A 23,560-nucleotide genomic window follows, 5' to 3' on the forward strand; every position below is an offset into this window, starting at 1 on the left:
TCCCGACGACGCCATCCCCAAAGTTAGGGAGTGCGAGACTCGGGGCCCGCGAAAGGAATCCCGCCTGAGCGAAGAGACGCCTGTCATCGATCCCAGATGAACCGCTCGTGGGATGCGAAGTCATTGACGACTCGGCTGTCGGCATCGAAGCGCATCGTCTCGCGATGGTGAGGCTCGTAGGCGCCCCAACCCGGGAGGCCCGACGTGACGAAATCCGCGAAGGCACCGTGCATCGCGGTCGCGAGAGCCTTCGGCGGGTGATCCCCGAGCGTCGCCAGACCGATGGGACCCGCTTCGAGGAGCGAATCGAAATCGTCGCGGGCGAAGGGGATGTCGAAGGTGTGCTCGGATCCGAGTCCGGGTGTGGACTTCGGAGATTCCCACGTGAACTCGTAGAGGTAGCCATCACCCTGATGCCGTTGAACGAGGTCGATGCTCGGCAGGCGCGAGATGGTGTCCGTCCAGACTGCGCTGAGCAGCTCGCTGGCAGACGCCCCGGGTCGAGAAGTCCGGCGATACGCGGCGAGTCGTTCGTCCGTGGCGCCGGCTCGGTCGAGGAGCGTCCGCGCCACGACCGACATGCTGTCGTCAAGGAGACCGATGGGCCGCAGGAACCCGGCGAGCTCGTCGTGCACCGTCCCGACCAGGAGCGAGACGTCGGACGAAGCCCCGTCCGCGAGAGCCTCGTGCACCGGTCGTGGCAGGAAGGTCGTTCCGTGCACGGGAAGGAACGGCAGTTCGCCCGGGCTCGATTCGCCCCGACTCATCGCGAGCCCCCACGCCATCGCCCCGCTGTTCGTCGCCGCGCGCGTGTCGTCCTCGTTCAGGTTGCGGAGACCGTCTCGCGTGGTGGGCAGCCCGGAGAGAGTGAGGATCCCGCGCCCGAGTTCCTCCGCCTCGGCCGCATCGCGCGACACGGCGAAGAGCGCGCTCTCGACGATCGCCCGTCGGAAGAGTCCTCGTGCGGAGGGGACTCCCAGGAGCGTTGCGACGCTCATGGCGCCGGCCGACTGGCCGGCGATGGTGACCTTCGCGGGATCCCCTCCGAAGCGGGCGATGTTGCGCTGCACCCAGTCCAGGGCCGCGACCTGGTCGCGGAGGCCGAGGTTGTCGGCTCCCGTGACGACGGAATCGGGGAAGTGCACGAAGCCGTCCAGGCCCAACCGGTAGTTGATCGCCACATGCACGATGCCGTCCTCGGCGAACCGTCGGCCGCTGTGCGCAGGTGCGGACCCGACGCCGGCGACGAAGCCGCCGCCGTGGATCCACACCATGACCGGAAGCGCCGCGTCTCCGAGCGTCGGCGTGTGGACCTCGAGTGTCAGGCAGTCGAGGCTCTGGCGGACGGGGTTGAAGTACGGGTTCCAGGGGTCGCCGGGCAACTGGGGCTGCACTGCACCCGGACCGGAGACGAGGCCCGGTCGGACTCCTTCCCAGGGTTCGTGCCTCAGGGGAGCTTGGAAGCGGAGCGGCCCGACCGGAGGAGCCGCGAAGGGGATGTTCTTGACGAGGATGAGCCCGTCGGAAGGGGTTCCGGAGACGCGACCGGCGTCGGTGTCGATCGTGACCGGATCCGGCAGTCCGCTCATCGGGTTACCGCCCCGAAGTCACGCAGCGCCTGGGCGACCTGCCCGCGCCACGCGCGGCCGGACGGGGTGAGCGTGCGGAGGGCCGGGGTGAAGTGCACCTGGCCGGCATAGGTGACAGCCGTCGTGGGGACGCCGGCATTAGCGAGGCGGGCGGCGTAGCGAAGTGCCTCGTTGCGGAGGACGTCGTGCTCGGCCGTCAGGATGAGGGCCTCGGGGAGTCCGGAGACATCGTCGGCGAGCAGCGGCGACACATACGGATCGAGGGCGGCGACCGGATCCCCGCTCAGGTAATAGCGGATGGCCTCGGGGAAACCGCTCTCTTCATCCGACTCGACCGCGGTGTCGAGACGGGGTGCGTCCACGGCCCGGTCCAGGGTCAGTGCGGGAACCTCCAGGATCTGGAGTCCGATCTCCGGGCCGTCCTCGTCGCGATTTCGGAGGCAGAGGGCTGCCGCCAAGTTGCCTCCCGAGGACTGACCGCCGACGGCGATCCGCCGGGTGTCGATGCCGAGGTCGTCCGCCGCGTCGGAGATCCACTGGAGCACGGCGGCGGCGTCATCGAGAGCCGCGGGATAGGGATGCTCCGGTGCGAGCCGGTAGTCGACCTCGATCACGACGGCGCGTCCCTCCTGGGCAGCGTGGGCGCAGGCGTCGACGATGTCGCCCGCGTCGAAGCTGCGTTGCCACCAAGCGCCTCCGAAGAAGAAGAGGTAGGCCGGGAAGGGGCCCGAGCCGGCCGGAGTGAACACTCTCACCGGGATGGCGCGACCGCCGCTCACCACCGTGCGCTCGGTCACGTCGACGTCAGGGAACGACGGGTAGGCGGGCACCTGGCTCAGCAGAGCATCGTGCGCCCCGGCCATCGCCGCCCTGCGCGCTTCGGCCGATGAGGCCGCTGCTCTCGGTTCGATGTCGCGGATGTCGGCGAGCAGCGTCAGGATGGTTGGTTCGATCGGCATTGATGGTCTCCAGATGACTGAATCGAAGCACTTCGATTCTTGGCCACACTAATATCGTCGACGGGTCGCCGCAAGAGGCGCGGCTTTCTGGTGAGGAGGTGGACGTGTCGGAAGAGCCCACGATCTACGAGGTCGCTGCCAAGGCATCCGTTTCGATATCAACGGTCTCGTTGGCTCTGAACCACCCCGATCGCGTCAAGCCCACGACACTCTCGCGCATCCTCGGGGTGGCGGACGAAATCGGCTTCGTGCCGAAAGAACGCGCCGTCGTCCGTGCCCGGCGCGGGCTCGGCAGGATCGCAGCCGTCGGGCCGTTCTCGTCGTATCCGAGCTACATGCGCAGGCTGGCCGGCGCGCTCGACGAGATCGACGACTCGGGCACGCAGCTGCTCGTCTACGACTACGAGGACGTCTCCGTCTCGGGCTCGCCCCTGCTGTCGAGCCTCCCGGTCCGGGGGCACGTCGACGGCCTGATCATCATGGGTGTCGAGGTGGGAGGCGAGGTCACCGACCGACTCCTGAGCCGCCTTCCTGCCGTCCTCCTCGACATCCGCCATCCGGTGCTGCCGAGTGTCTACGTCGACGACTTCGCCGGCGCCTCTGCTGTCGGTGCTCACCTGCAGCGAGCGGGTCACGCACGAGTGGCCTTCATCGGCGAGGTCGAGGCCGTCACGGTCGAGGCATCGCCGGTGGAGCGTCGGCTGCGGGGGCTCGAAGAAGGCTTCGGCCAGGAGGGAATCCGCTCCATCATCATGCCGAGGACCGAGGGCGCCGAGTCGAGGGCTGTCGACGAATTACTGGCGTCCGCGGCCGATGGGCCGGTAACGGCGATCTTCGCGTATCGCGACCTCGTCGGCGTCCGCATCGTCCGCGAGTTGCGGAAGAGGGGCATCCGGGTGCCGGAGGAAATGGAGGTCATCGGGTACGACGACGACCCGATGGCGGAGGCCACGGGGCTCTCGACGGTCAGGCACCCGTTCGAAGAGTCGGGCCGCGCTGCCGTGCGGCTCCTGCAGCAGATGGTGTCGACCTCGACGAAGACGGCCGAGAGCATCCAACTGCCATTCGAGCTCGTCCTTCGCGACACGACTCGGGGCTGAGGGACGCGTCGCCGCCCCGCCCCGCCCTTTCGGACGCCTCAGCCCGCGATCGACGAGCAGTTCGACGTCGTGGGGAGGCCCGCGAACCGCCCCGACAGGAACACCAGCGCGAAGGGGCCGCCGAGGATCTGGGCCGTCTCATGCTCGGCGGGGAGCTCGACGTGCTCGACTGGCGAGCCTGCCGCGCAATAGCGAAGGGCGGTCTGCCGATCCGCAGAAAGCGGAGCGATCTCGTCGAGCAGCCCGTGATAGTCGTAAAGCGGCGCTGCGGGGGCGCCGGCCTGGCCGAGCGGACTGATGCTGCGGGCCCATGACGGGAACGAGCCGGTGGTGAGCGCCCCCGGGTAGGCCTCCAAGCTCGACAGGGTTGCGAACGACGGTCCTGTCGCGCCCGTGATGCACGACGAGCTGTTGGCGTCGACGACCTGCTGGGCAGCTGTGGACAGGTACTGCTCGAGATGCTCTTCGGGATACGCCCTCTCGAGACCGGCGATCAAGAACAGGATGTCTGCCGACGCCCCGGTTCCGCTCAGGAGTGGGAACGCTGCCGAGAGGTCACCGGGAAGTCCGCCTGTCGCGACACCCGCGATCGCCAGTTCGGGGGCGTAGGACGTCTGGATCTGGGCCGCGAGGGCGGTCGCGAAGGCGCCCCCCGAATAGCCCCAGAGGCCCACCGGTGAAGACGATGACGCCCCGCCCGGCGCAAAACCCTGCGCTGCCCGCACCCCGTCGAGCACCTCGCGGGGCTCGCCGTGGGCGCCGAGGAATTCGGATGCCGGCCCCTCGTAGTCGGGAATCGCCACGGTCCAGCCCTGTGCCAGCGCCAGCGTGATGTCGACCCCGTCGACCGCCAGCGCGGGAGTCCCCGAGGTGGCGAGAGCGGACGGCGCGCAGGCCGTCGAGAGGCCGTCCTCGGCGAACTGGTAGGACAGGAGCGGCCGAGGACCGGATCCCAGCCAAGGCACGCTCGACTTCAGGATCGTCGTAGTCGTGACCACCGGTGCGTCGTGGTTGTCGACCGTCCGGTAGCGCACCTGATAGGCAGCAGACTCGCCCAGAATGCCAGTCGTGACGGGAATCTCGACCTTTTGCGAGCTGACGATGCCACCGGGCGCCGTGGATGGATTCGCCGTCACCGATGTCGCGGCATTCGCGGGCCCGCCGATCAGGACTCCGACGACGACCGTGGTCGCGGCCAGTGCGATGCCACGCCGACGACCTGTGCGACTCGGGATGCGGCTCATCGGACGCTCCGGATCGGAAGGATCGCGACGGCCGCCAGCGCGGCTGCGATCGCCGCGAATCCGTAGAGGGCCGGGTATCCGGCGAGACCGATGACGAGGCTGGCCACGAGAGGCGAGACGACCTGCCCCCCTGCCTGCGCGATGTTCAGGATGCCGAGATCCTTGCCGGCGCTTCCGGAGGCGTTCGGCAGCACCTCGGTCATGAGTGCCTGATCGACTGAGAGGTAGGTGCCGATCCCGAGTCCGGCGATTCCGACCGACAGGATCACCCCCGGAACGGTCGGCGAGACGATGGGGATGACCGAGCTGGCCGCGACGACGACGGACGCGATGATCACGAACGGCTTACGGCGTTTGATTCGGTCGGAGATGATCCCCGCAGGCACGACCGCGAGGATTATCGCGACGCCGAGGACGGCGGTGGTGACGGGGAAGATCGCGTTCGCCTTCGACAGCCCGAGCCCGATGTAGTCGTCGAGGATGTACAGCTGGAACGACGTGATCGACCAGTAGCCGACGATGAGCACGAGGCGAGCGACGAAAGCCCAGTAGAAGTCGGGGTGCAGGCGCGGGTCGACGAGGAAGCTGCGGAGTGTCTCTCGGAGTGGGGCTCGCTCGGCCACGACGACTTCGACGCCCGGCCGGTTCCGCTCGCGGAGCGCGAAAGCGAACGCGATCCCCCCTACGAGCACGACGGCCGCCATGACGGCGAACCCGGTGGGCAGCTCCGTCACGAACTGCGAGGCGACGATGACGCCGATGAGCCCGCCGACGAAGACGCCGAGCGATCCGAGCGCCGAGAAGACACCCCGCCGTGAGGTCGGAGCTCGATCCGGGATGATGGCACTGAGCGGCCCCGCGATCATGCTGTAGAAGACCTGCACCAGGGCGTAGAGGACGACGACCATGACGATCGAAGTCGTCGGGGCCAGTCCGAGGACGGTCAGGGCGAGGCCCACGCTGCCCGCGATGATCCACGGCACGCGTCGGCCGAGGCGAGAGCGAGTCCGATCGGAGAGGTGACCCCAGAGCGGCTGAGAGATGACTCCGCCGACCGCCGCCACCGCTCCGGCGACGCCCAGGATGGCGACCTTGTTCGCCCCGTCGAGGCTCGCGATGAGGTTCGGCACGAGTGAGTTGATCGTTCCGCCATTGGCGATGTTGACGAACAACTGCACGCCGAAGAATCCTGCGAGCACCTTGCCGAGACCGGCGGCCTTGGCCGTGGTCGGGGTGAGTGTGGTTGGTGACGACACTGTCATTCCAGCTTCCTTGCTGAGGGAAATCGAAGCACTTCGATTCGATGGATGGAACGCTACCCCATTGGAGATGTGTTCACCAGAGCCGGCGATTCTGCCACCCGAAACGGGCGCCATCACTCGGGGCGACGTCGATCAGGAACTCTCGCGCTGCACGAACCGGATCGTCGACGCAGGCCGGGACGGGTGCGCGCTAGGCGCACCGAGAAGGCTCAGGGTGGCGTCGACGATCGTCGCGGTGGCACCGGCTACGTCGATGCGGATGGTCGACAGGGCCGGCGAGGTGAGGGCCGCGAGTTCGAGATCGTCGACGCCGACCAGGGCCATGTCGTCGGGAACGGCGACCCCGGCGACTCGGCAGGCCGCGAGGATCGCCAGGGCGGCGAGATCGTTGAATGCCGCGACGCCGTTGATGCCGCTTTCGTCGGCCCGCCACACGTCCAGCGCCGCCTGGGCGCTCTCGCGGGTGTAGTCGAGAGTGGCTACGAGGGGCGGCGCGATGCCAAGCCGCCCGCAGGCCTGTCGGGCACCGTCGAGACGAGGCAGGTAGAAGCGCTGTTCGACAGGGTCGGAGAGGCCTGCATACCCGATACGGTCGCGCCCGGCGGCGACGAGCATGCTGACCTGGAGGTCGCCGATGGCTTCTTGCCGGAACGCGGACGCCTCAGGGCCTCTCGGGCTCAGGATCCCGTCGATGAACGGGATCGCCGAGAGGTCGAGAGCCTGTCGATCGGTCTCGGCGAGATCTCCGACGGCCAACACCGCGTCGGGCTGCAAGAACTGCAGAAGATCGGCGAGCGGGGTCGAGAGGGCCCCCGTGTAGACGAACACACACGCGAACCCCGCTGCGCCGAGCTGCAGGCTGAGGTCTTCTTTCAGCTCTTCGAGCGCTCGCGCCACAGGCAGCGTCGGCAGAGCGCAGAGCACGATGTTGCTGCGCCCTCGCTTGAGTGACCGGGCGCTGGCCGACGGCACGTAGCCGAGACGTTTTGCGACCTCGAGGACCTGCGAGCGGGTGGACTCCGAGATGCCCATGTCCGAGCGACCGTTCAGCACGAAGCTCACGGTCGTCTGCGAGACGCCGGCCTCTCGTGCGACGTCGACACTGGTGGCTCGCTTCATGAGCAGATCCTTCCACGCTCTTGCGCTCCGACTCGACCAGGCTTATGTTCGGAGCACCTAATACGAGTTAGTCACCAGCGTACGCTCGCTTTCACCGGCCCGAGGCGTCATGCTGATGGCCGGCCTGAGGTTCCAATGGAGGAACCATGACAAACCCACAACCCCTGATCGTCACCAAGGTCGGAGCGGCCGTCGCCGCCGACGGAACGAACTCGTCGCCGACGCCACCCGGCACGGAGAAGCCCGCGAGTGTCGCCCGCCTGCTGACCTTCATCTTCCCGGCCACGCTGGGGCTCATCGCCCTTTTCCAGGGCATCCAGCAGATCCTGATCCCCAGCCAGGTCGCGCACCTCGACCCGGCGCACAAGGTCGCCGTCCTGGCCCTGATGACCACGTTCGTCGCCATCACGTCGATGATCGGGATCCCGCTCGGCGGCGCGCTCTCGGACCGTACGCGCTCGCGATTCGGCCGACGCACCCCATGGATCCTCGCCACCGGTGTGGTCTCGAGCGTGCTCATGATCGCCATGGGGTACTCGGGCAGCCTCGTTCTGCTGGCCGTGCTGTACACCGCGCTGTGGCTCACGTCGAACATGTACCAGGGCGCCGTCACTGCGCTGCTGCCCGATCGGGTTCCGGAGGCACGGCGCGGGCTGGCAGCATCGATCATCGGCCTGGCGACACCCATCGGCCTGCTCGTCGGGGTCGCCGTCGCCGGTGCGGCGGGTCCGCTCTGGGGCTACGTGATCATCGCCGTCGTTGTGTTCGTCACCGCGCTGTTGCTCGTCTTCGGGATCCGGGAGGAGTCGAGCGTCGACCTTCCTCGCCAGCCGAAGCGCGAAAACGGCAGCTGGGTCGCCTCGGTGGGCTCCTTTCTCCACGCGTTCGCCGACCGCGACTTCCGGCTCGCCTTCATCAGCCGGTTCTTCCTTTCGCTCTCGTACGCGACCGCGACCGGCTTCCTCTACTTCACCCTGAGCGACTACATCGGCACGAAGAACCTTCCCGGTCAGTCGGTCACCGGCGCAGTCACCATCGTCGACGTCGTCCTGGTGATCGGCTGGGTCGTGGTCGCCACGTTCGGCGGCTGGCTCTCCGACAAGCTCCAGCGCCGCAAGCTCTTCGTCGGGATCGCCGCGCTCGGCCTCGCCCTGACCATGATCATTCCGATCGTCCTCCCGACGTGGACGGGCATCCTGCTCTTCGCCCTTTTCGCCGGCATCTTCATCGGCACGTACTTCGCCGTGGACCTGGCGCTCATGTCTCTCGTGCTGCCGAACAAGCTCAGCGAGGGCCGCGATCTCGGAATCCTCAACGTGGCGACCGGTCTTCCGACCATCCTGTCGGGTGCGATCGCCGGCCTCCTCATCACGTTCGCGGGCGGCTACCCCGCGCTCTACGTATTCGGCGCGGTCTGCGCCGTCATCTCGGGCGTCGTCGTCTTCTTCATCTGCAAAGTCCGCTGACCCAGTTCCCACTTCGACAAGACAAGGCGGCTCATGCCCCTCCTCACCACCACCCTCACCGGCACCGACCTGTTCTTCGAGTCGATCGGCGACCCCGCGCATCCCACGCTCCTGCTCATTCAGGGGCTCGGCGCCCAGATGCTCGGCTGGCGGCCCGAGTTCTGTCAGCGGATCGCCGACGCCGGGTTCCACGTCGTCCGCTTCGACAATCGCGATGCCGGCGAGTCACAGAAGTTCGACGGGGCGACCTACACGATCGCCGACATGGCCGAAGACACCGCCGGGCTCTTGGCCGCCCTCGGGATCCCGGCAGCTCACGTGGTGGGCCAGTCGATGGGCGGAATGATCGCGCAAGAGCTCGCCGCCGGCCACCCCGAGATGATCCTCTCCCTCGATCTGCTCTACACCACGGCGTCTCCACGGTTCATCCTGGGCAGCGCCATCGAACGCTCCGAGGCCGTCGTCATTCCGACCGAGCGAGACGCCTTCATCGAGGCATACCTCGCGAACGAGTATCCGTGCCGGTCGCGCGACTACCCGCAAGACGTCTCGTGGCTGCGTCGTCTGGGCGGGCAGGCGTTCGACCGCGACCCGGGACAGTCGGGGCTGGCTCGCCAGACGGATGCAGTGCTGCACTCCCGAGAGCGCGGCGATCTGGTCAGTAGGATCACCGCCCCCACGGCGATTCTCGTCGGGGACAGCGACCAGCTCATCGACCCGGCCGCGTCTCGGGATCTCCACGACCGCATCCCCGGGTCCACGCTTCGAGTCTTCCCCGGCATGGGACACGAGGTGCCCTCGGCGCTGTCGGACGAGATCGTCGGCGACATCGTCGCCAACGCCGGCCGACTCGCCCCCGAGCCAGCGGCGACCAGGGCCGCACGATGAAGCTCGCCACCCGCACCGTCGGCGAGGGGTCTCGATCGGCAGCCCTGGTCCACGGCGCGTCGATGAGCAGCGACGCCTGGCGGGAATTCGTGCCGTACCTTCTCGAGCTCGATCTGACCCTCACCCTGGTCGACCTGCGCGGTCACGGCGACAGCCCCCGGGCCGATTCCTACCGCATCGATGAGTTCGTCGACGACCTCGTCGACACCCTGCCGCAGGGGCTCGACCTCTTGATCGGCCAGTCCCTCGGGGGACTCACGGCAGCGTGGGCCGCCCCGCTCCTGAAGCCGAAGCGGTTCATCGGCATCGACCCGGCCTTCAGCATCGACCGCAAGTCGCTCTTCCTGCTCCGGCTGCTCGGTCCGATCCAGCCCAAGCTGCCGGACTTCCTGCTTCGTCGCCTCGGACTTCCACCGAAAGGCTCGCCGCCCGACATGCTCGCTCGCATCCACGCGATGTGGGCTAAGTGGGACACCGCGTCGGTCCGCGACGTCACCAAGTCCGCCGCCGAGCATCCGTTCCCGGCCGGCCCGCCGAGCGTGCCCTCGACCATCGTGTTGGCCGATCCCAGCACGGCGACCCCGCCGGCGTTCGCGGATGCCCTCCGCACGCAGGGCTGGGATGTCCGGGTGATCGCCGGCGGCGGCCACGACCTGCATCAAGAGGATCCCGGGGGACTGGCGGAGGTGCTCAGAGACGTCCTGGTCGCCCGCTGAGATTCGCCGTGCTTCTCGTGGGCGGCTCAGCGCTTCCGGTTCGTCGTCGCGGTGACGGCTCGGAGCGAGCGGTCGACGAGCGTCAAGGCGAAGAAGCACAGGGCGATCACGAAGAGGAAGACCGCGAGCTCGTGCAGTCCGTGCGTCGAGGCTCGCTGCCCGTAGAAGGCGCCGCTCGACGCGGAGGCGACGATCGCACCGAGATACGTGAAGGTTCGCAGGAGACCGGACGAAGCGCCGAGGGTGGCCGGGTCGGCCTGGTAGTAGACGGCGTTCTGATTCGCCAGGCTGTTGAGACCCTGAGGGACTCCCACGACGAGGGCGACGACGAGCAGGGCCCAGATGGGCGAGCTTCCCCCGAGGTTGCGCGTGGTGAGCTCGCGCCAGCTCGACGCGCCATGCGGGGCGGCTGCGGCATGGCGTCGGCTGCCGCGCCGAACAGCTGCTGGAAAAGAGCGATCCGATCCGACAGGAACGGCAGGGTCGCGCCCGAGTGGTGGACGATGACGCGCGGGTTCGGGTATCGGATGGCGCCTTCGACGTCCGGGACGGGCAGTGAAGCGAAGAACGAGAAGCGATCCGGCTGAGCCGAGACGATCGATGCGACTTCGTCGTTGACGTACCGGGCCAGCTCTCCCGCCCGGTCGCGCGTGCACGTCGATCAGGTCTCGCCTATCGGTTGCCATCGGAACTCCCTGGGCCGGACGCCACCGGCGGTTGCGTTTAGTGAACGATTCTGTATCGTAACTACTATGACCGTCACCATCATCGATGTCCGCCTCGCCTCCCTCGATGCCACCATGCAAGCCGGGCCCGTCGACGTCGAGTTCGACGGCATCATCCGAGCCGTCCGACCCGCTGGAGCGCAGGCCGCGGTGGGCGACGTCGTCGACGGCGCGGGCAAGGTCCTGCTTCCCGGCCTCATCGACACCCACGTCCACCTCGGATCCCACGCGTCTCTCGAATCGGCCGTTCGCGCCGGGGTCACGACCATGATCGATCTCGGCACCCACCCCGACTCCGTGATCGCCGAGCAGCGCGCACTGACCGGGGTCCCGTCGCTTCTGAGCGCCGGTTCGGCGGCATCGGCGCCGGGTAGCACGCAGATCGCGATGATGGGATTCCCTGCCGAGAGCGGCGTCACGGACGAGCACGATGCCGAGCGCTACCTCGACTGGCGTACCGAGAACGGCTCCGACCTGATCAAGATCATCGTCGAGGACCCGAACGCGACCGACACGCCGGCCCTGGGCATCCCGACGATCACTGCGCTGGTCGACGGCGCACATCGTCGCGGGCTTCTCACGGTCGCCCACGTGGTCACCGCCGATGCTTTCGTCCGCGGCCTCGACGCCGGGGTCGACATCCTGACGCACGCGCCGCTCGACCGGCCCCTTCCGAACGAGACGATCGCGAGGATGCTCGAACTCGGCACCATCGCGTCACCCACGCTCGTGATGATGGGCGTCATGGCACGAGCACGTCTCGGCGATCGCGCCGAGGCCGCCATCGGCAACACGATCGAGAGCGTTCGCCGGATGCACGCGGCGGGCATCCCCGTCATCGCCGGCACCGACGCCAACGAGAGCCCGTTCGCCCCCGTCGCGCACGGCGCGGGCCTCCACACCGAGATCCGGCTCCTGCAGGAGGCCGGTCTGAGCGCCACGGAGGCTCTCGTCGCGGCGACGACCGGCGCCGCCGCCGCGTTCGGTCTCGCGGATCGAGGCGCCGTCGAAATCGGCCGCCGAGCGGACCTCCTCCTCGTCGACCAGGATCCGACCATCGACACCTCGGCTCTCGAGCAGCCGACCGCCGTCTGGGTCGGCGGCGTGGCGGTCGCATGAGCGCCGAGAGCCGTCGCCGCGGTGCCGACCTGGAGGGCGCCATCTTCGACGCCACCCTCGACGAACTGGCCGCCCACGGAATGGCCGGACTGACCTTCGAGTCGATCGCCGCGACGGCGGGTGCCGGAAAGGCGTCGCTCTATCGTCGGTGGCGCGACCCCGAGCAGTTGGTTCTCGCCGTCCTCGCCCGAGGCGAAGCCGATGCCGAAGCGGGTGCGAATCCGTCCGGCACCCGACTGATCCCGACCGGCGATCTCCGCGGGGAGCTCATCGCCTTCCTCGGCGATCTCGCCGACGGCCTCACCACCCCGGTCGGACGTGCCCTCCCGCCGCTGCTCCTCGAGAGAGAACGCCGGCCGGAGATGTGGGAGCGCATCGTCGCCCTGCTGATCGAGCCCCGCCAGCGGCTCGTCACCGAGGCCATGCGCAGGGCCGTCGCCCGAGGCGAGATCCGCGCCGACGCCGTCACCCCGTCACGGGTGAGCGCGGGCGCCGCCCTCGTCCTCGGCCGACACCTGACGACCGGCCCCGTCGATCACCCGACCGTCGTCGCCATCGTGGACGACGTGGTCCTGCCCGCTCTGAAGGCCTAATCGGTAGAGGAGGTGGGACGACGATCGTGCGCCCTCGGGGAGCCTCAGCGGTGTGTGGCTGGGTATGGTCAGCGTGCCGCTCAGTCGAGAATCGGTGGACAGCATTCAGGTCCAAAATCGGTCGCAAATAGAGTGGACGGATGCCGTCCTTCCCATGTCCCTGCTGCGGGCACCTCACGTTGGAACTGGGCCCGGGCGACTACGACCTCTGTCGCGTCTGCTTCTGGGAGGACGACCCCGACCAGCTGCGGTTTCCTGAATCACCTCGGGGCGCGAACGGGTACTCGCTGATCGAAGGGCAACGCACGTACTCGGAGACGGGCACTTCGCATGCGGCTTTCTCGTCAAAGGTGCGTGCTGCGCTGGCGGAGGAGCCGATCGATTCGGGATGGCGCATGGTTGATCCCGAGCGGGATGGCTACGAGCGAGAAGAGGGCGCGTTGCGGGTGGCTGATGACTTCGACCTAGCTCGTTTGTACTGGTGGCGATCCACTTACTGGCGGAAGGAAGCGCCGAACAGCACGTGACGTCATCGCTGCATTCGGCCGGCGTCCGGACGGGAACCTTGAGTGTTCGGTTCGATCCTTGGCCGGATTATGTAGGCCACCGTCGGCGAGTCCGATTGAACGACCGGAGCCTCCCGCCCGAGGGTACGAGGCTCCGGAATCGTTCAATGGTGAGACTCAGTACAGTGCGACCGCGCGTCCGGTCACATCACCCTTGGCGAGCTTGGCGATGTACTCCGGGATCTGCTCGAAAGTGATCGGTACGGTCAGCGAGGAAAGCGAGCCGTTGGCGATGAGGTCGAGCACGGCCACCGCTTCGGATTTCTCGCCGTTGGAGGCACCGACGAGGGTGATCTCTTTCATGGTGATTTTCTGGGTCGAGATGGTCGCTTCTTCGCGGGCGAGTCCGATCTGCACGATGGTGCCCCCCTGCTTGATGGCTTCGACGGCCTGCGCGGTGGTGGTGCCGAAGCCGGCGAAGTCGACGATCACGTCGAGGCCCTTGTCAGCGAAGTCGCGGATGTCTGCTGAGACGCCTCCGGCGCCGCCGGCGGTGACGCGGTCCCACGTGGCCTTGTTCGCTTCCGCGACGAACACGTGGGCGCCCTGCGCTTCGGCGATCTGCGCGCCGAGGGAGCCGAGACCACCGAAGCCGATGATGCCAACGTTCATGCCCTTCTTCACCTTCCCGAACGTCATGACGCCCCGGTAGGCGGTGCGGGCGGCGTCCATGGCCGGCGCTGCCTGTTCGAACTCGACTCCGTCTTGTACGTGCACGGCGAGGCGTTCCTTGACGGCGACCCTGTCGGCGAAGCCGCCGTCGACGGCTGCGCCCGGTCCCTCAGTTGTCGCGGGGATTCCGACCTTGTCGCCGACGGAGAACTCGGTCACATCGCTCCCGATCGCGGTGACGATTCCAGCCGTCTCGTGGCCCAGAAGCTGAGGTGGGGCGGGTCAGCGGACCGAAGTCAGGCCACCGTCGACGGGCAGCAGCTGGCCGGTGATGAAGTGCGAGGCGTCGCTGGCGAGGAAGACCAGGACGGGGGCGAGATCGAGGTCGGCGTTTCCGAATTTGCCGCCCAGGGGGATGCTCTTGGCGATCTCCGCGTCGTAGGCGGCGAGCTCGTCGGGCGTGAGCGAACCGCGGAACTTGTCGAACATCGGCGTGTTCATGTAGGGCAGGACGGCGTTCATGCGGATGCCATCGGGTCCCCACTCACGGGCGACACTGCGGGTCCAGGTGTGGACGGCGGCCTTGGACATGCCGTAGGTCGCATTCGTGAGCTCCGCGGTGAGGCCCGACATCGACCCGAAGTTGACGATCGCACCCGCGTGGTTGGGCTTCATGTGACGGTAGGCGGCCTGGTTGGTGTGAACGGTGCCGAGCACGTTGACATGGAAGATGGCTTCGAAGTGCTCATCGGTAATGTCTGCGGCCGGGGCGCTGCGCTGGAAACCCGCGACGTTGATCAGAACGTCGAGGCCACCGAGCTCCTCGACCGCCGAGTCGGTCGCGGCGTCGACGACGGCTTTATCCGAGACGTCCACCGTGCGGAAGGAAGCCGATCCGGGGCCGGACTCGCTGGCTTCCTTCGCGACGCGGGTGCCGCCTTCTTCGTTGAGGTCGAAGCCGACGACCTTCGCTCCTTCGCGGACGAAGGCGCGAAGAGTGGCCTCGCCGATTCCCTGGGCGGCGCCGGTGACGATGATGCGCTTGTTCTCGAGTTCCATTGCTCTGTTTCTCTTCTTTTCGCTCTGCGTTGTGGATGGTTCCGTTGGTCGGCGGCGTGGCTGCCGACAATTACGTCAGCGGACGTTGACGAGACCGCCGTCGACGGGGATGAGCTGACCGGTGATGAAGTGCGAGGCGTCGCTGGCGAGGAACACCATTACGGGCGCGATGTCTTTGTCGGGGTCGCCGAACTTGCCGCCGAGGGGGATGTCCTTGGCGGTCTGTAGGTCGTGCGCGGCAAGGTCTTCCGGGGTCATGTCGGCGCGGAACTTCTCGTACATCGGAGTAGTCATGTAGGGCATCACGGCGTTGACGCGGATGTTGTCGGGTCCCCACTCGCGGGCGATGCTGCGGGTCCAGGTGTGCACGGCGCCCTTGGTCGAGCCGTAGACCGCGTTGTGCAGCTCGGCGGTGAAACCGGCCTCGGAACCGAAGTTGATGATGGCTCCGCCGCCGGCGGCCTTCATGATCTTGTAGGCGGCGCCGTCCGTGTTCATCGTGCCGAACACGTTGATGCGGTAGATGAGTTCGACGAAGCTCATGTCGGGCTCGTCGGCTTCGGCGAACCGCTGGATCCCGGCGACGTTCACCATGACGTCCAGGCCGCCCATCTCTTCGGCTGCGGCGGCGAACACGTCGTCGACGGCCTTGCGGTCGCTGACGTCGAGCTTGCGGAACGTGACCGTGCCCGGCCCCTTCGCCGTGGCGTCGGCGGCCGTCTTGTTGCCGCCCTCTTCGTTGAGGTCGACCGCGGTGACGGTAGCGCCTGCTTCGGCGTAGCCGCGGACAGTGGCTGCTCCGATGCCCTGCGCACCGCCAGTGACGATGATCTTCTTGCCTGTCAAATCCATGATTCTTCTCCGTTGATGTGAATCGGGAGGCCACGTCGTGGGGCGTGGTCAGGGCTCTTGCAGGCGCCCCGTCCGTAATTATGACACCGAGGCTCACAAAAAGCGCAACTTCGGTAGAATCGGTGAATGGCAGCTCCCGAGAACACTCAGCGGCGCCCTCGCGGTCGACCAACGGTCTCCACGCGAGAGGAGATCGAGGGTGTCGCCATGGGGCTGTTCCTGGCCGACGGCTACGAGGCGACGACCATTCAGGACATCGCCGAGGCATGCGGGGTGAGCCGGTCGAGCGTCTTCCGCTACTGGGGGTCGAAGGCCGAGATCGTCTGGGCAGTGTTCGACGTCCACACCAAGCGACTCGGCACCCTGCTCGCCGCCGACGACTCGGGCGACGAGACCATGACGATCGTGCGGCACTGGGTCGTCGAGAACATGCGGATGTCGACCGTGGACAGCAGTCTTTACATGGAGCGGTTCGCCGTCCTCGATTCGACCCCGGAACTGCGGTCGGAGGAATCGGCGCACTGGATTAGCTGGGCCGGAGCAGTCGCGGCGTTCGTCGCAGCGCGGCACGGATTCGCGGAGTCGGCGGTCGTACCGCAGAGCATCGGCGGCGCAGTCCAGGCGGCGTTCCTCACCGTGCTTCGGCAGTGGCTCGAGGTGCGGGATCCGGCAAGTGGTTCTCTCATGCCGGCCATTGACTCCGCGCTGAGGCCCCTCTGCTCACTTCTGCAGCACTGGCTCGACGAGCCCGATCGCTACCGCTGAAATCCGAATGCAGGCGGACGACAACGGGCCGTTAGCGTGAGCAAATCGGCCACAAGCCGGGGTCCAATGGAGGAACCTCTACCGTGCGGCACGAAGGCCAACGGTGACCCGCGGGCACCCGTAGTTACCGTCCGGTTAGACGGCTGCGGCGTCCCACGTCGTCAGGAGGCTGTCGGCCGCGCGGTTCAAGTCGGATGCCGGGACTCCGTCGCGGGCCTGCGTGGAGATCCCCAGAAGGAAGCCATGAAGGGTGGCCGCCAATGCGGACGCATCGGTCGTGGGGTCGAGTTCGCCGCGCGCGACGGATCTCTCGACGCAGTCGCGGATCCGCTTCCGGTCGGCGGCGCGGCGATCGGCGACGAGACCGCGAACCGCCGCGGGCACGTCGTCACCGCCGACCGTGGCTGAAAGAGCAACGAGACAGCCCCGAGGATGCGCGGGGTCGGTCTGCATCGCGATCGAGCCGTGCAGCAGTCGAGACACGGCCTCGCGGCCCGTGAGATCGGGGTCGCCGACGACGTCGGTCACGCTTCCGGGCCCCCGGATGTAGCGCGCGAGCACCATTTCGAAGAGCGACTCCTTCGAGCCGAACGCCGCATAGAAGCTGGCGGACGATATTCCGAGGGTCGAGCGCAGCTGCGCCAGGGAGGTTCCTGCATAGCCCTGTTCCCAGAACAACGTCAGTGCCCGATCGATCGCGTCGTCGAGGTCGAAGCCGCGTGGCCTGCCCGCCATCAGCATCCTTTCGTGGACCATTCGATCCAAAACAATTTGACAACAGTCGTCGCCGTCTGTCAATACTGGATCAATTGATCTTGAATGGAGTGGCTCATGACGACCACCAACGAACACCCGAGGCAACATCGGCCCCCGACGACCCGAATGCCCTGGCCAGCTCTTCTGGCGATGGCGCTCACCGGTTTCATCGTCATCGCCACCGAGACGATGCCCGCGGGACTTCTCCATCCGATCTCGGCCGGGCTGCACACCAGCGAAGGAGCCGCAGGGCAGCTCGTCAGCGCCTACGCGCTGGGCACCGTCATCGCAGCCGTTCCGGCGATCCTCCTCACCCAGGGAGCGCGCCGTAAACCTCTTCTTCTGATCGGCATCCTCGGCTTTCTGGTGACGAACACGGTAACGGCTCTCGCTCCCGACCTCGCGGTGATCCTCATCGCCCGCCTCGTGGCCGGCGCGTTCTCCGGGCTGCTTTGGGGAATGCTCGCCGGCTACGCCCGCCGCATCGTTCCGGAAGAGCTGAAAGGGCGGGCCCTCGCGATCGCGATGGCGGGCACGCCCGTCGCCCTCGCCATCGGGACGCCCCTGGGTTCCTGGATCGGCACGACGGTGAGCTGGCGGTGGTCTTTCGGCGCTATGTCCATCCTCGCCGTCGTCGCTCTCGTCCTCGCCGGAGTCGTCGCCCCGAACGTCACGGGGGAGCCTGCAGCCCTCCGACTTCCCCTTCGCCGCGTCGTAGCGATTCCCGGTGTGGCAGCGATCCTGCTCGTCGTCTTCACCTGGATGCTCGCGCACAACATCATGTACACCTACATCTCTTCCTACCTGGCCAGTGCCCTGCTCGGGCTCCCCGTCGACCTCGCCCTGGTCGTCTTCGGCGTCGCCGCCCTGGTGGGGATCTGGCTCACCGGAGTCGTCGTCGACCGGCACCTCCGACAGATGACCCTGGTCAGCATCCTCGCGTTCATGCTCGCCGCCGTGATCCTTTTCCTCGGCCAGCATCACACCGTCATGGTGGTCGCTGCCTTGGCAATCTGGGGCCTCGCCTTCGGAGGTGCCGCCACTCAACTGCAGACGGCCATGGGACGAGCAAGCGGCGAGAGCGCCGACGTCGCCAACGCACTCTTGACTGTGGTGTTCAACCTGGCGATCCTCGTCGCAGGAATCGGAGGCGCCCTCGTGATCGGCAGAAACACGACACTCCTCCCGGTTGTCATGTTCGCTCTTGCAGCGCTCGCCCTGGTCGTCACGGCTGTCGGCCGAGGAGCCGCATTTCGACGAGATCGATGAGAGCCACTAAGGCTGACACCGTCCGAGTGACCTCAAGCAGAACCTTTACCGCACGACTGGCTCGGTTGTTGGGCAGGCCCGACTCCTGTCATCCCGCGGTAGGTAGCGATCGCGTTTCGCATCTGGCAAACTCACCCCAATTCGCGAATTTGGGGGAAGCGTGCGTATTCATTTTCTGGCGGGGCTCTCGATTGCTGGGATGGTCGCGGTCGGCGTAACGGCGTGCACTTCAGCCACGCCGTCGGCCGCACCAACCGTGACAAAAACCGTGACGGTACAGACCCCCGCGCCCACGACAACGATCCTTCCCGGTGATTCAGACATGAGCGCTGCTGCTGTCTGTGGTCAATTCAGCGCCTACCTCACGGTCGAGACGAACGCCGTCCTGGACGAAAAAAATGGCGCCGTAAGCCAAACCGTCGAGGCAGCTCTGCTTGCGTCCGTTGACTCGGGCATGAAGGGAGCCAGCTCCTCGAACTCCGGCGTTCAAGCAGCCCAGACTGAGATTGCCGACGCCCTCGACTTACCGAACACGACCGCACCAGGCCTTCCCTACGACCCGGACGCCAAGGCATATCGTTCGGCTCAGTATCACCTCAACGAGGCCTGTAACGCCGCCGGAGCGCCCATGTCCATCCACGTCAACACCGGCGGTTGAGGTGCGATCCTCCTCCTCCTCCTGCGGTTTGCTCCTGATCGCGCTGGGCATGCTGGCTGTGGCTGGATGCGCGTCACCTTCAGCCGGAGCCAACTCACCTGCGACGACCACGACTTCCAGCCAGATACGGGGCGGTAACGTCACCGCTACGGCTGGGCCGGCTGATGGGCCGCCGGCCTACTCGGACAACAAACGCCACCACAACCGCACCACACTCCCGGCCGTCGCCGAGGCCAGCACGAACAAAGCCCGCGACTCAGCTCACGACGCTCTGACGAAACTCACACATCCGGCCGCCGAGGAAGACGTCCGAACCGTGCTCGCGTCGGTTGGTGCCCCTGATCCGTGGATCGCTGTCTATCCCGGTGATGGCCTCGTGAAATTCGAGGCAGAGGTCGACCAAACCGGCTGCCTCGTGGGATCGGTCGATTCAGCAGGCACGGTGGTTGTCGACACGGCCGGATTCGTTCTCGACGGAGGCTGCCACGCTCTTGATGGCCACTAGGGCGTCACGCCGAAACTCCACCGGGCGGAGCACCAACCGGAATTTGACACGGGACGTCGCGCTCATCGAACGTTTTCATCCGACCGGTCACGGGGGAACGGCCTTCGTGCGCATTCCTTTTTCGTCACAGCGTCCGGCATAACCTCCTGAGCCGGGCACTCAGTGCACGGAGGTCGACTGATACCTTGCGGTTCATGTCTCTTCGAGGCCTTCGGGCGGCTTGGGTTCCTCCGACTGTGTCGGCAAAAACTCGTCTGCGCTTAGTCGATGACGCCGCGAGTTGGGTTCGCGCTGCCGCTGGCAGCGGCCTCGAGCTCATGTTCTTTCATCCCTCCCGCGACGACTGGAAACCGCCGACCAGGGCCGTCGCCTCTCTGGCCGGTGACGCATCCCACCGAATGGAGTCATTCGACCGCTACCAGGGCCACGACGAGGGGCGGGCAGTCCTTGCCATAGTTGACAACTACACCGACTTCTCGATTGCACAGAACGCAGCGCGGTCCTCGTACCTGTCCAACAAGCCCGGGGCTCTGGCACTCGCGGCCGACGATCTTCGTGGCCTCGAAGGGTGGGGCCACGCGATGGAGGCGCTTGACCTGTCCACCGGGAGGGACTCCATGAACTCGTTCCCGGCCTCCCAGATCGAGTTGTTGCAAGATCTCGTCAGGGGTCTCGGGAGCCAATCTGCGGGGATGGGCCGCGACGCGGTCGAAGAGTCGTTGCGAAGACTCAGGGAGCGAAACGACTTCGACCCCGGAATGGTCCAGGGATTCGCCATGGCTGACGGAGTGACGGGCAAGCGCCTGGAACACCTCGCCAGGCTCTTGGATGCGTAGGTCCGGCGCAGTCGAGGAGCGAAGGTGCCGATCGGCATGCCGGGGAAGCTTCATCGGTCGCCGGTATCGACGACCGCACGGGGACCCCTAACGCACGCTCAGGAGGACTGCCTCCTCCTCGGATGCAGAAAGACCGGAACGGCGTTGCCGAGCGATGCCGCGAGAGCGCTCGTCCCTCAGAACACTCTCAAGTGTCTGTTCGAGGGGTCGCGTCGTGCCGCCTGATTCGTGAAAAGCCCGGGCGGATCGCTGCGCAAAGGCCGCATCGCGAACGGGGAGCCACAGCGGAAGCGAGCGAGGTCCTGCCCAGTAGCGAACATCGTGGGAGAGCAGCACGTCGTCGTCGAGTGCAACCAGCTCGCCGCTGTAGCCAGCGACCGACGCGGCTCGTCGGAAGAAGTCAGCCAGGGAGATCGTCTCGCCGACCGCGTTGACGGTGCCGGTGTACTCGGCTCGGCCCGCCTGGCCGATCCAGGCGGCGAGGTCCGAGACGTCGATGGCCTGAACGAAGCGTTGTCCCGTCGTAGGGACCAGTGCCGGGCCGCTTCGACTGAATCGGGCCGGCCAATACCCGAAGCGGTCGCTCGGATCACCCGCTCCGACGATGAGCCCTGGACGTGCAATGAGAAGGCGGGATCCAAGCCGCGCGGCGCTGCTTCTTTCGGCCGCCACCTTGGCGTCCGCATACTCCGCCATGTCCCGTGGCTGCACAAGCGACGCCGATTCGTCCGCATCCGGTTGATCGTTCTCGGCGTATACAGAGACAGTGGATACGAGCGTCCAGTGCCGTGCGCGTTCAGCAAGAGCGTCAAGGGCAGGCTCGACGAGGTTCGGTTGATACGACAGTTCAATGACCTCGTCCCATTCGCCGGGCACATGGTCGTACGCGCCAGGCGTTAGGCGGTCGGCCCGGACAAGATGCGCCCCTTCCGGAGTTTCGCCCGACTCGCCTCGAGCAAGGCAAGTGACTTCGGTGCCTGCCTTGAGGAGATCCTCAACAATCGAACGTCCGAGCCATCCGGTTCCGCCCAACACGAGTGCCCTCATGAAGACAGTCAAGCGGCTTCCAGGCCGGCTTATCCCGATGTCCGCTGAAGGCGGCGATTAAGGACCGCAAGTTGAACGCCAAAACGGTCGGGGCCTACTCCTCAAGAGTCAGGGCGAGAATGGCTTGCTGAACTGGCAGCAGTGACGTCTTAAAGCCGTAGCCCACGAACGCGGAACTCCTGACAGCATCGGCCCAATCCAAAGATGCGCGCGCGGCTCGTTCTCGCCTGGCGGGACCAACCACAACTGGGGGCGGCAGCAGCCAAACTCGTCGACTACCTGCGCACAGACGACAGCCGCTAGCCGAGGCTGAGGCGAAGTTCATGGCTGACCTACATAGTCATGCCTCGCCGGTCCAGCCCGCTCGGCTGCAGAAATCCGCCTTCCGGTATGGCCGGACCTCGACCGTGCGCCCCAGGCGGCGTTCGGAGGGGAACCTCCACCGCGCGGCTCGTCGACTCTCGCCCCGGTCTGCTTCAACGGTGACGGGCTCTTATGGGCCACGGCCCGGACACCTCGACTTGACCCTGCACCGTGGTGCAAGGTCGACACTGCGGGTATGAATCTTCGCCCCGCCCTCCGTATCGTCCGCATCTCCGCCCTGTACGACCTCGTCGTCACCGCCGGTTTTGCGCTGCCGTTTACAGCACCCGCGCTCTTCGCCTCCCTCGGCAACCTCCACGAGACACTCGGACTCCACGGCGTCGTCCCCGACCCCCACAACGTCATGACCGTCATGTTCGCCAACCTGATGGGCGGCCTCGTCCTAGCGTGGTCGGTCTTCCGTCTGGTGCGTCCGTCGCTGGCAGCCGGCGTCGCAGACAGCGGCGGACGGAGTCTCTTCGCACTCGGCATGGGCGCGGCCCTCATCGGCGGCGCGACCCCGATCGTCGTGGTGATGATGGCGCTGGAGATCGGCTGGGCGGTCGTGCAGGCGGTCGCGGTCGTCGCCGCGTGGCGCCGCACGCGGATCGCTCACTCAGTCGCGGTTGCCTAGGATTGCGCCGTGCTCATTGGAGAATTCGCCCGCCGGGCCGGCGTCGCACCCTCTACCGTGCGTTTCTATGAGCGCAGCGGAGTGCTCAAGCCGCCCGATCGCACGAGCGGCGGTTACCGCGACTACGACGAGGCTGCACTGTCTCGCGTGCGCTACCTCCGCCGTGGACAAGAGCTGGGCTTCACGCTCGTTGAACTCGTCGAGTTGGGCGACCTTTCCGATCGCGTGCGATCACGACAGCTCACCGCCGGAGACGTCGCCTCCGTCGCGCACGCGAAACTGAGCCAGATCGACTCCCGCATCGCCGATCTGCAACGTGTCCGAGCTGCGACGGTCGAGCTCCTCGACGCCCAATGCCTCGACCCGCTCGCGCCCTGTCCGATCGTGTCCACTCTGGCGAGCGTCGAGCCCGCCTTCGCGAAAGCGCGATGAGTCGAGGCTTTTCCTCGAGAGTTCTGCGACAAACCCTGCCCGAGTCGACAGGTAAAGGTATGACGTCGGCACCACGACTGCCCGACGCGGCCCAGTTCCTAGCTGGACCAAGCCACCCCACTCGCGGTCGAGTTGGCGCATCGCGCCGACCTCGGATCAGCCAGGCCGACATCCGCCCGAGGAACCAGCCACAGGGCAGGCTCGCTTCGCGGCAACGCTGACGCTGGGGGCTCGATCTGGCAGTTCCGTCGCTTCGTGGTCGCGGTCGCTCGTCGGGGCGAAGCCCCGATCAGCCGGATCGCGAAAGCCTTCGGTATCTCGGAGTCTCGCCTGCAACGGTGGCTCAAGATCGCCGACATCGAAGACGGTGTCAAACCCGGCGTGACCAAGGCCAATCGCCGAGCTGCGCGACGCTAGGAGACGAAG

General features: G+C 66.8%; 25 protein-coding genes and 1 pseudogene. 14 read left to right on the plus strand and 12 right to left on the minus strand.

Annotated features, from left to right (window positions below):
• Window positions 1–83 precede the first annotated feature (83 nt).
• Both ABEA39_RS04035 and ABEA39_RS04040 read right to left on the minus strand, forming a co-directional pair.
• A complete protein-coding gene (locus tag ABEA39_RS04035) occupies window positions 84–1,589 on the minus strand; it encodes a carboxylesterase/lipase family protein (RefSeq protein WP_345373467.1) in 1,506 nt (501 codons plus the stop codon).
• The gene (locus ABEA39_RS04040; RefSeq protein ID WP_345373468.1) at window positions 1,586–2,548 is read right to left on the minus strand and encodes an alpha/beta hydrolase; all 963 of its coding nucleotides are present in this window, start codon (window positions 2,546–2,548) and stop codon (window positions 1,586–1,588) included. Before ABEA39_RS04040 ends, ABEA39_RS04035 begins: the two co-directional genes overlap by 4 nt.
• 104 nt (window positions 2,549–2,652) lie before the next feature.
• On the opposite strand from ABEA39_RS04040, the gene ABEA39_RS04045 reads away from it, so the two are divergent.
• Window positions 2,653–3,648: a LacI family DNA-binding transcriptional regulator gene (locus ABEA39_RS04045; protein WP_345373470.1), complete on the plus strand. Its 996-nt coding sequence runs from the start codon at window positions 2,653–2,655 to the stop codon at window positions 3,646–3,648.
• 38 nt (window positions 3,649–3,686) lie between these two features.
• On the opposite strand, the gene ABEA39_RS04050 is transcribed toward ABEA39_RS04045, so the two are convergent.
• The 3 genes from ABEA39_RS04050 to ABEA39_RS04060 all read right to left on the minus strand — a co-directional run bounded on the left by ABEA39_RS04050 (window position 3,687) and on the right by ABEA39_RS04060 (window position 7,273).
• Complete coding sequence (locus ABEA39_RS04050) at window positions 3,687–4,892, minus strand: lipase family protein (RefSeq protein ID WP_345373471.1); 1,206 nt, start codon at window positions 4,890–4,892, stop codon at window positions 3,687–3,689.
• Window positions 4,889–6,154, minus strand: a complete 1,266-nt coding sequence (locus tag ABEA39_RS04055; RefSeq protein WP_345373473.1) for an MFS transporter — start codon at window positions 6,152–6,154, stop codon at window positions 4,889–4,891. Before ABEA39_RS04055 ends, ABEA39_RS04050 begins: the two co-directional genes overlap by 4 nt.
• Before the next feature lie 132 nt (window positions 6,155–6,286).
• Window positions 6,287–7,273: a LacI family DNA-binding transcriptional regulator gene (locus ABEA39_RS04060; protein WP_345373475.1), complete on the minus strand. Its 987-nt coding sequence runs from the start codon at window positions 7,271–7,273 to the stop codon at window positions 6,287–6,289.
• Window positions 7,274–7,419: 146 nt separating this feature from the next.
• Between ABEA39_RS04060 and ABEA39_RS04065 the strand changes: the two genes are divergently transcribed.
• Genes ABEA39_RS04065 through ABEA39_RS04075 form a run of 3 tightly spaced genes read left to right on the plus strand, consistent with a single transcriptional unit; the run spans window position 7,420 to window position 10,343 of the window.
• Window positions 7,420–8,739 carry an MFS transporter gene (locus ABEA39_RS04065; RefSeq protein ID WP_345373477.1) on the plus strand — a complete coding sequence of 440 codons (1,320 nt, stop codon included), beginning with the start codon at window positions 7,420–7,422 and terminating at the stop codon, window positions 8,737–8,739.
• Window positions 8,740–8,772: 33 nt separating this feature from the next.
• Window positions 8,773–9,627, plus strand: coding sequence for an alpha/beta fold hydrolase (locus tag ABEA39_RS04070; RefSeq protein WP_345373481.1), 855 nt, complete (start codon window positions 8,773–8,775; stop codon window positions 9,625–9,627).
• Entirely contained in the window at window positions 9,624–10,343 is a 720-nt protein-coding gene (locus ABEA39_RS04075) for an alpha/beta fold hydrolase (RefSeq protein WP_345373485.1), read from the plus strand. Before ABEA39_RS04070 ends, ABEA39_RS04075 begins: the two co-directional genes overlap by 4 nt.
• 26 nt (window positions 10,344–10,369) lie before the next feature.
• Here ABEA39_RS04075 and ABEA39_RS04080 read toward each other — a convergent pair whose 3' ends face one another.
• Window positions 10,370–10,657, minus strand: coding sequence for a hypothetical protein (locus tag ABEA39_RS04080; protein ID WP_345373487.1), 288 nt, complete (start codon window positions 10,655–10,657; stop codon window positions 10,370–10,372).
• A gap of 438 nt (window positions 10,658–11,095) precedes the next feature.
• On the opposite strand from ABEA39_RS04080, the gene ABEA39_RS04085 reads away from it, so the two are divergent.
• From ABEA39_RS04085 to ABEA39_RS04095, 3 genes are all read left to right on the plus strand, one after another.
• Window positions 11,096–12,187, plus strand: coding sequence for an amidohydrolase family protein (locus ABEA39_RS04085; protein WP_345373489.1), 1,092 nt, complete (start codon window positions 11,096–11,098; stop codon window positions 12,185–12,187).
• On the plus strand, window positions 12,184–12,780 hold the full coding sequence (locus ABEA39_RS04090; protein WP_345373492.1) for a TetR/AcrR family transcriptional regulator: 597 nt from the start codon (window positions 12,184–12,186) through the stop codon (window positions 12,778–12,780). The genes ABEA39_RS04085 and ABEA39_RS04090 overlap by 4 nt, the downstream gene beginning before the upstream one ends.
• Before the next feature lie 140 nt (window positions 12,781–12,920).
• Window positions 12,921–13,307: a CPCC family cysteine-rich protein gene (locus tag ABEA39_RS04095; protein ID WP_345373497.1), complete on the plus strand. Its 387-nt coding sequence runs from the start codon at window positions 12,921–12,923 to the stop codon at window positions 13,305–13,307.
• Window positions 13,308–13,463: 156 nt separating this feature from the next.
• On the opposite strand, the gene ABEA39_RS04100 is transcribed toward ABEA39_RS04095, so the two are convergent.
• The 4 genes and pseudogenes from ABEA39_RS04100 to ABEA39_RS04115 form a co-directional block, all read right to left on the minus strand.
• Complete coding sequence (locus tag ABEA39_RS04100; RefSeq protein ID WP_345373943.1) at window positions 13,464–14,018, minus strand: zinc-binding dehydrogenase; 555 nt, start codon at window positions 14,016–14,018, stop codon at window positions 13,464–13,466.
• Between the two features lie 45 nt (window positions 14,019–14,063).
• Window positions 14,064–14,225: pseudogene (locus tag ABEA39_RS18810) on the minus strand (alcohol dehydrogenase catalytic domain-containing protein); the annotation flags it as partial.
• A 15-nt stretch (window positions 14,226–14,240) separates the two neighbouring features.
• A complete protein-coding gene (locus tag ABEA39_RS04110) occupies window positions 14,241–15,017 on the minus strand; it encodes an SDR family NAD(P)-dependent oxidoreductase (protein WP_345373499.1) in 777 nt (258 codons plus the stop codon).
• A gap of 75 nt (window positions 15,018–15,092) precedes the next feature.
• Window positions 15,093–15,869, minus strand: coding sequence for an SDR family NAD(P)-dependent oxidoreductase (locus tag ABEA39_RS04115; protein WP_345373501.1), 777 nt, complete (start codon window positions 15,867–15,869; stop codon window positions 15,093–15,095).
• 126 nt (window positions 15,870–15,995) lie between these two features.
• Here ABEA39_RS04115 and ABEA39_RS04120 point away from each other — a divergent pair, with 126 nt between their 5' ends.
• Window positions 15,996–16,634, plus strand: a complete 639-nt coding sequence (locus ABEA39_RS04120; RefSeq protein WP_345373503.1) for a TetR/AcrR family transcriptional regulator — start codon at window positions 15,996–15,998, stop codon at window positions 16,632–16,634.
• Window positions 16,635–16,769: 135 nt separating this feature from the next.
• Here ABEA39_RS04120 and ABEA39_RS04125 read toward each other — a convergent pair whose 3' ends face one another.
• The gene (locus tag ABEA39_RS04125; RefSeq protein ID WP_345373505.1) at window positions 16,770–17,369 is read right to left on the minus strand and encodes a TetR/AcrR family transcriptional regulator; all 600 of its coding nucleotides are present in this window, start codon (window positions 17,367–17,369) and stop codon (window positions 16,770–16,772) included.
• A 96-nt stretch (window positions 17,370–17,465) separates the two neighbouring features.
• Between ABEA39_RS04125 and ABEA39_RS04130 the strand changes: the two genes are divergently transcribed.
• From ABEA39_RS04130 to ABEA39_RS04140, 3 genes are all read left to right on the plus strand, one after another.
• Window positions 17,466–18,659 (plus strand): MFS transporter, encoded by a 1,194-nt coding sequence (locus ABEA39_RS04130; protein ID WP_345373507.1) that lies wholly within the window; start codon window positions 17,466–17,468, stop codon window positions 18,657–18,659.
• A 160-nt stretch (window positions 18,660–18,819) separates the two neighbouring features.
• Window positions 18,820–19,317, plus strand: coding sequence for a hypothetical protein (locus tag ABEA39_RS04135; protein ID WP_345373509.1), 498 nt, complete (start codon window positions 18,820–18,822; stop codon window positions 19,315–19,317).
• A 903-nt stretch (window positions 19,318–20,220) separates the two neighbouring features.
• Window positions 20,221–20,658: a hypothetical protein gene (locus ABEA39_RS04140; RefSeq protein ID WP_345373511.1), complete on the plus strand. Its 438-nt coding sequence runs from the start codon at window positions 20,221–20,223 to the stop codon at window positions 20,656–20,658.
• Between the two features lie 87 nt (window positions 20,659–20,745).
• On the opposite strand, the gene ABEA39_RS04145 is transcribed toward ABEA39_RS04140, so the two are convergent.
• Complete coding sequence (locus tag ABEA39_RS04145; RefSeq protein ID WP_345373513.1) at window positions 20,746–21,705, minus strand: NAD-dependent epimerase/dehydratase family protein; 960 nt, start codon at window positions 21,703–21,705, stop codon at window positions 20,746–20,748.
• A gap of 559 nt (window positions 21,706–22,264) precedes the next feature.
• On the opposite strand from ABEA39_RS04145, the gene ABEA39_RS04150 reads away from it, so the two are divergent.
• From ABEA39_RS04150 to ABEA39_RS18815, 3 genes are all read left to right on the plus strand, one after another.
• Window positions 22,265–22,702, plus strand: coding sequence for a hypothetical protein (locus ABEA39_RS04150; RefSeq protein WP_345373515.1), 438 nt, complete (start codon window positions 22,265–22,267; stop codon window positions 22,700–22,702).
• 9 nt (window positions 22,703–22,711) lie between these two features.
• A complete protein-coding gene (locus ABEA39_RS04155) occupies window positions 22,712–23,134 on the plus strand; it encodes a heavy metal-responsive transcriptional regulator (protein ID WP_345373517.1) in 423 nt (140 codons plus the stop codon).
• Between the two features lie 255 nt (window positions 23,135–23,389).
• On the plus strand, window positions 23,390–23,551 hold the full coding sequence (locus tag ABEA39_RS18815; protein WP_425556905.1) for a helix-turn-helix domain-containing protein: 162 nt from the start codon (window positions 23,390–23,392) through the stop codon (window positions 23,549–23,551).
• The last annotated feature ends 9 nt before the right edge of the window (window positions 23,552–23,560 follow it).

The organism is Frondihabitans cladoniiphilus (assembly GCF_039544345.1).
Lineage (GTDB): Bacteria > Actinomycetota > Actinomycetes > Actinomycetales > Microbacteriaceae > Frondihabitans > Frondihabitans cladoniiphilus.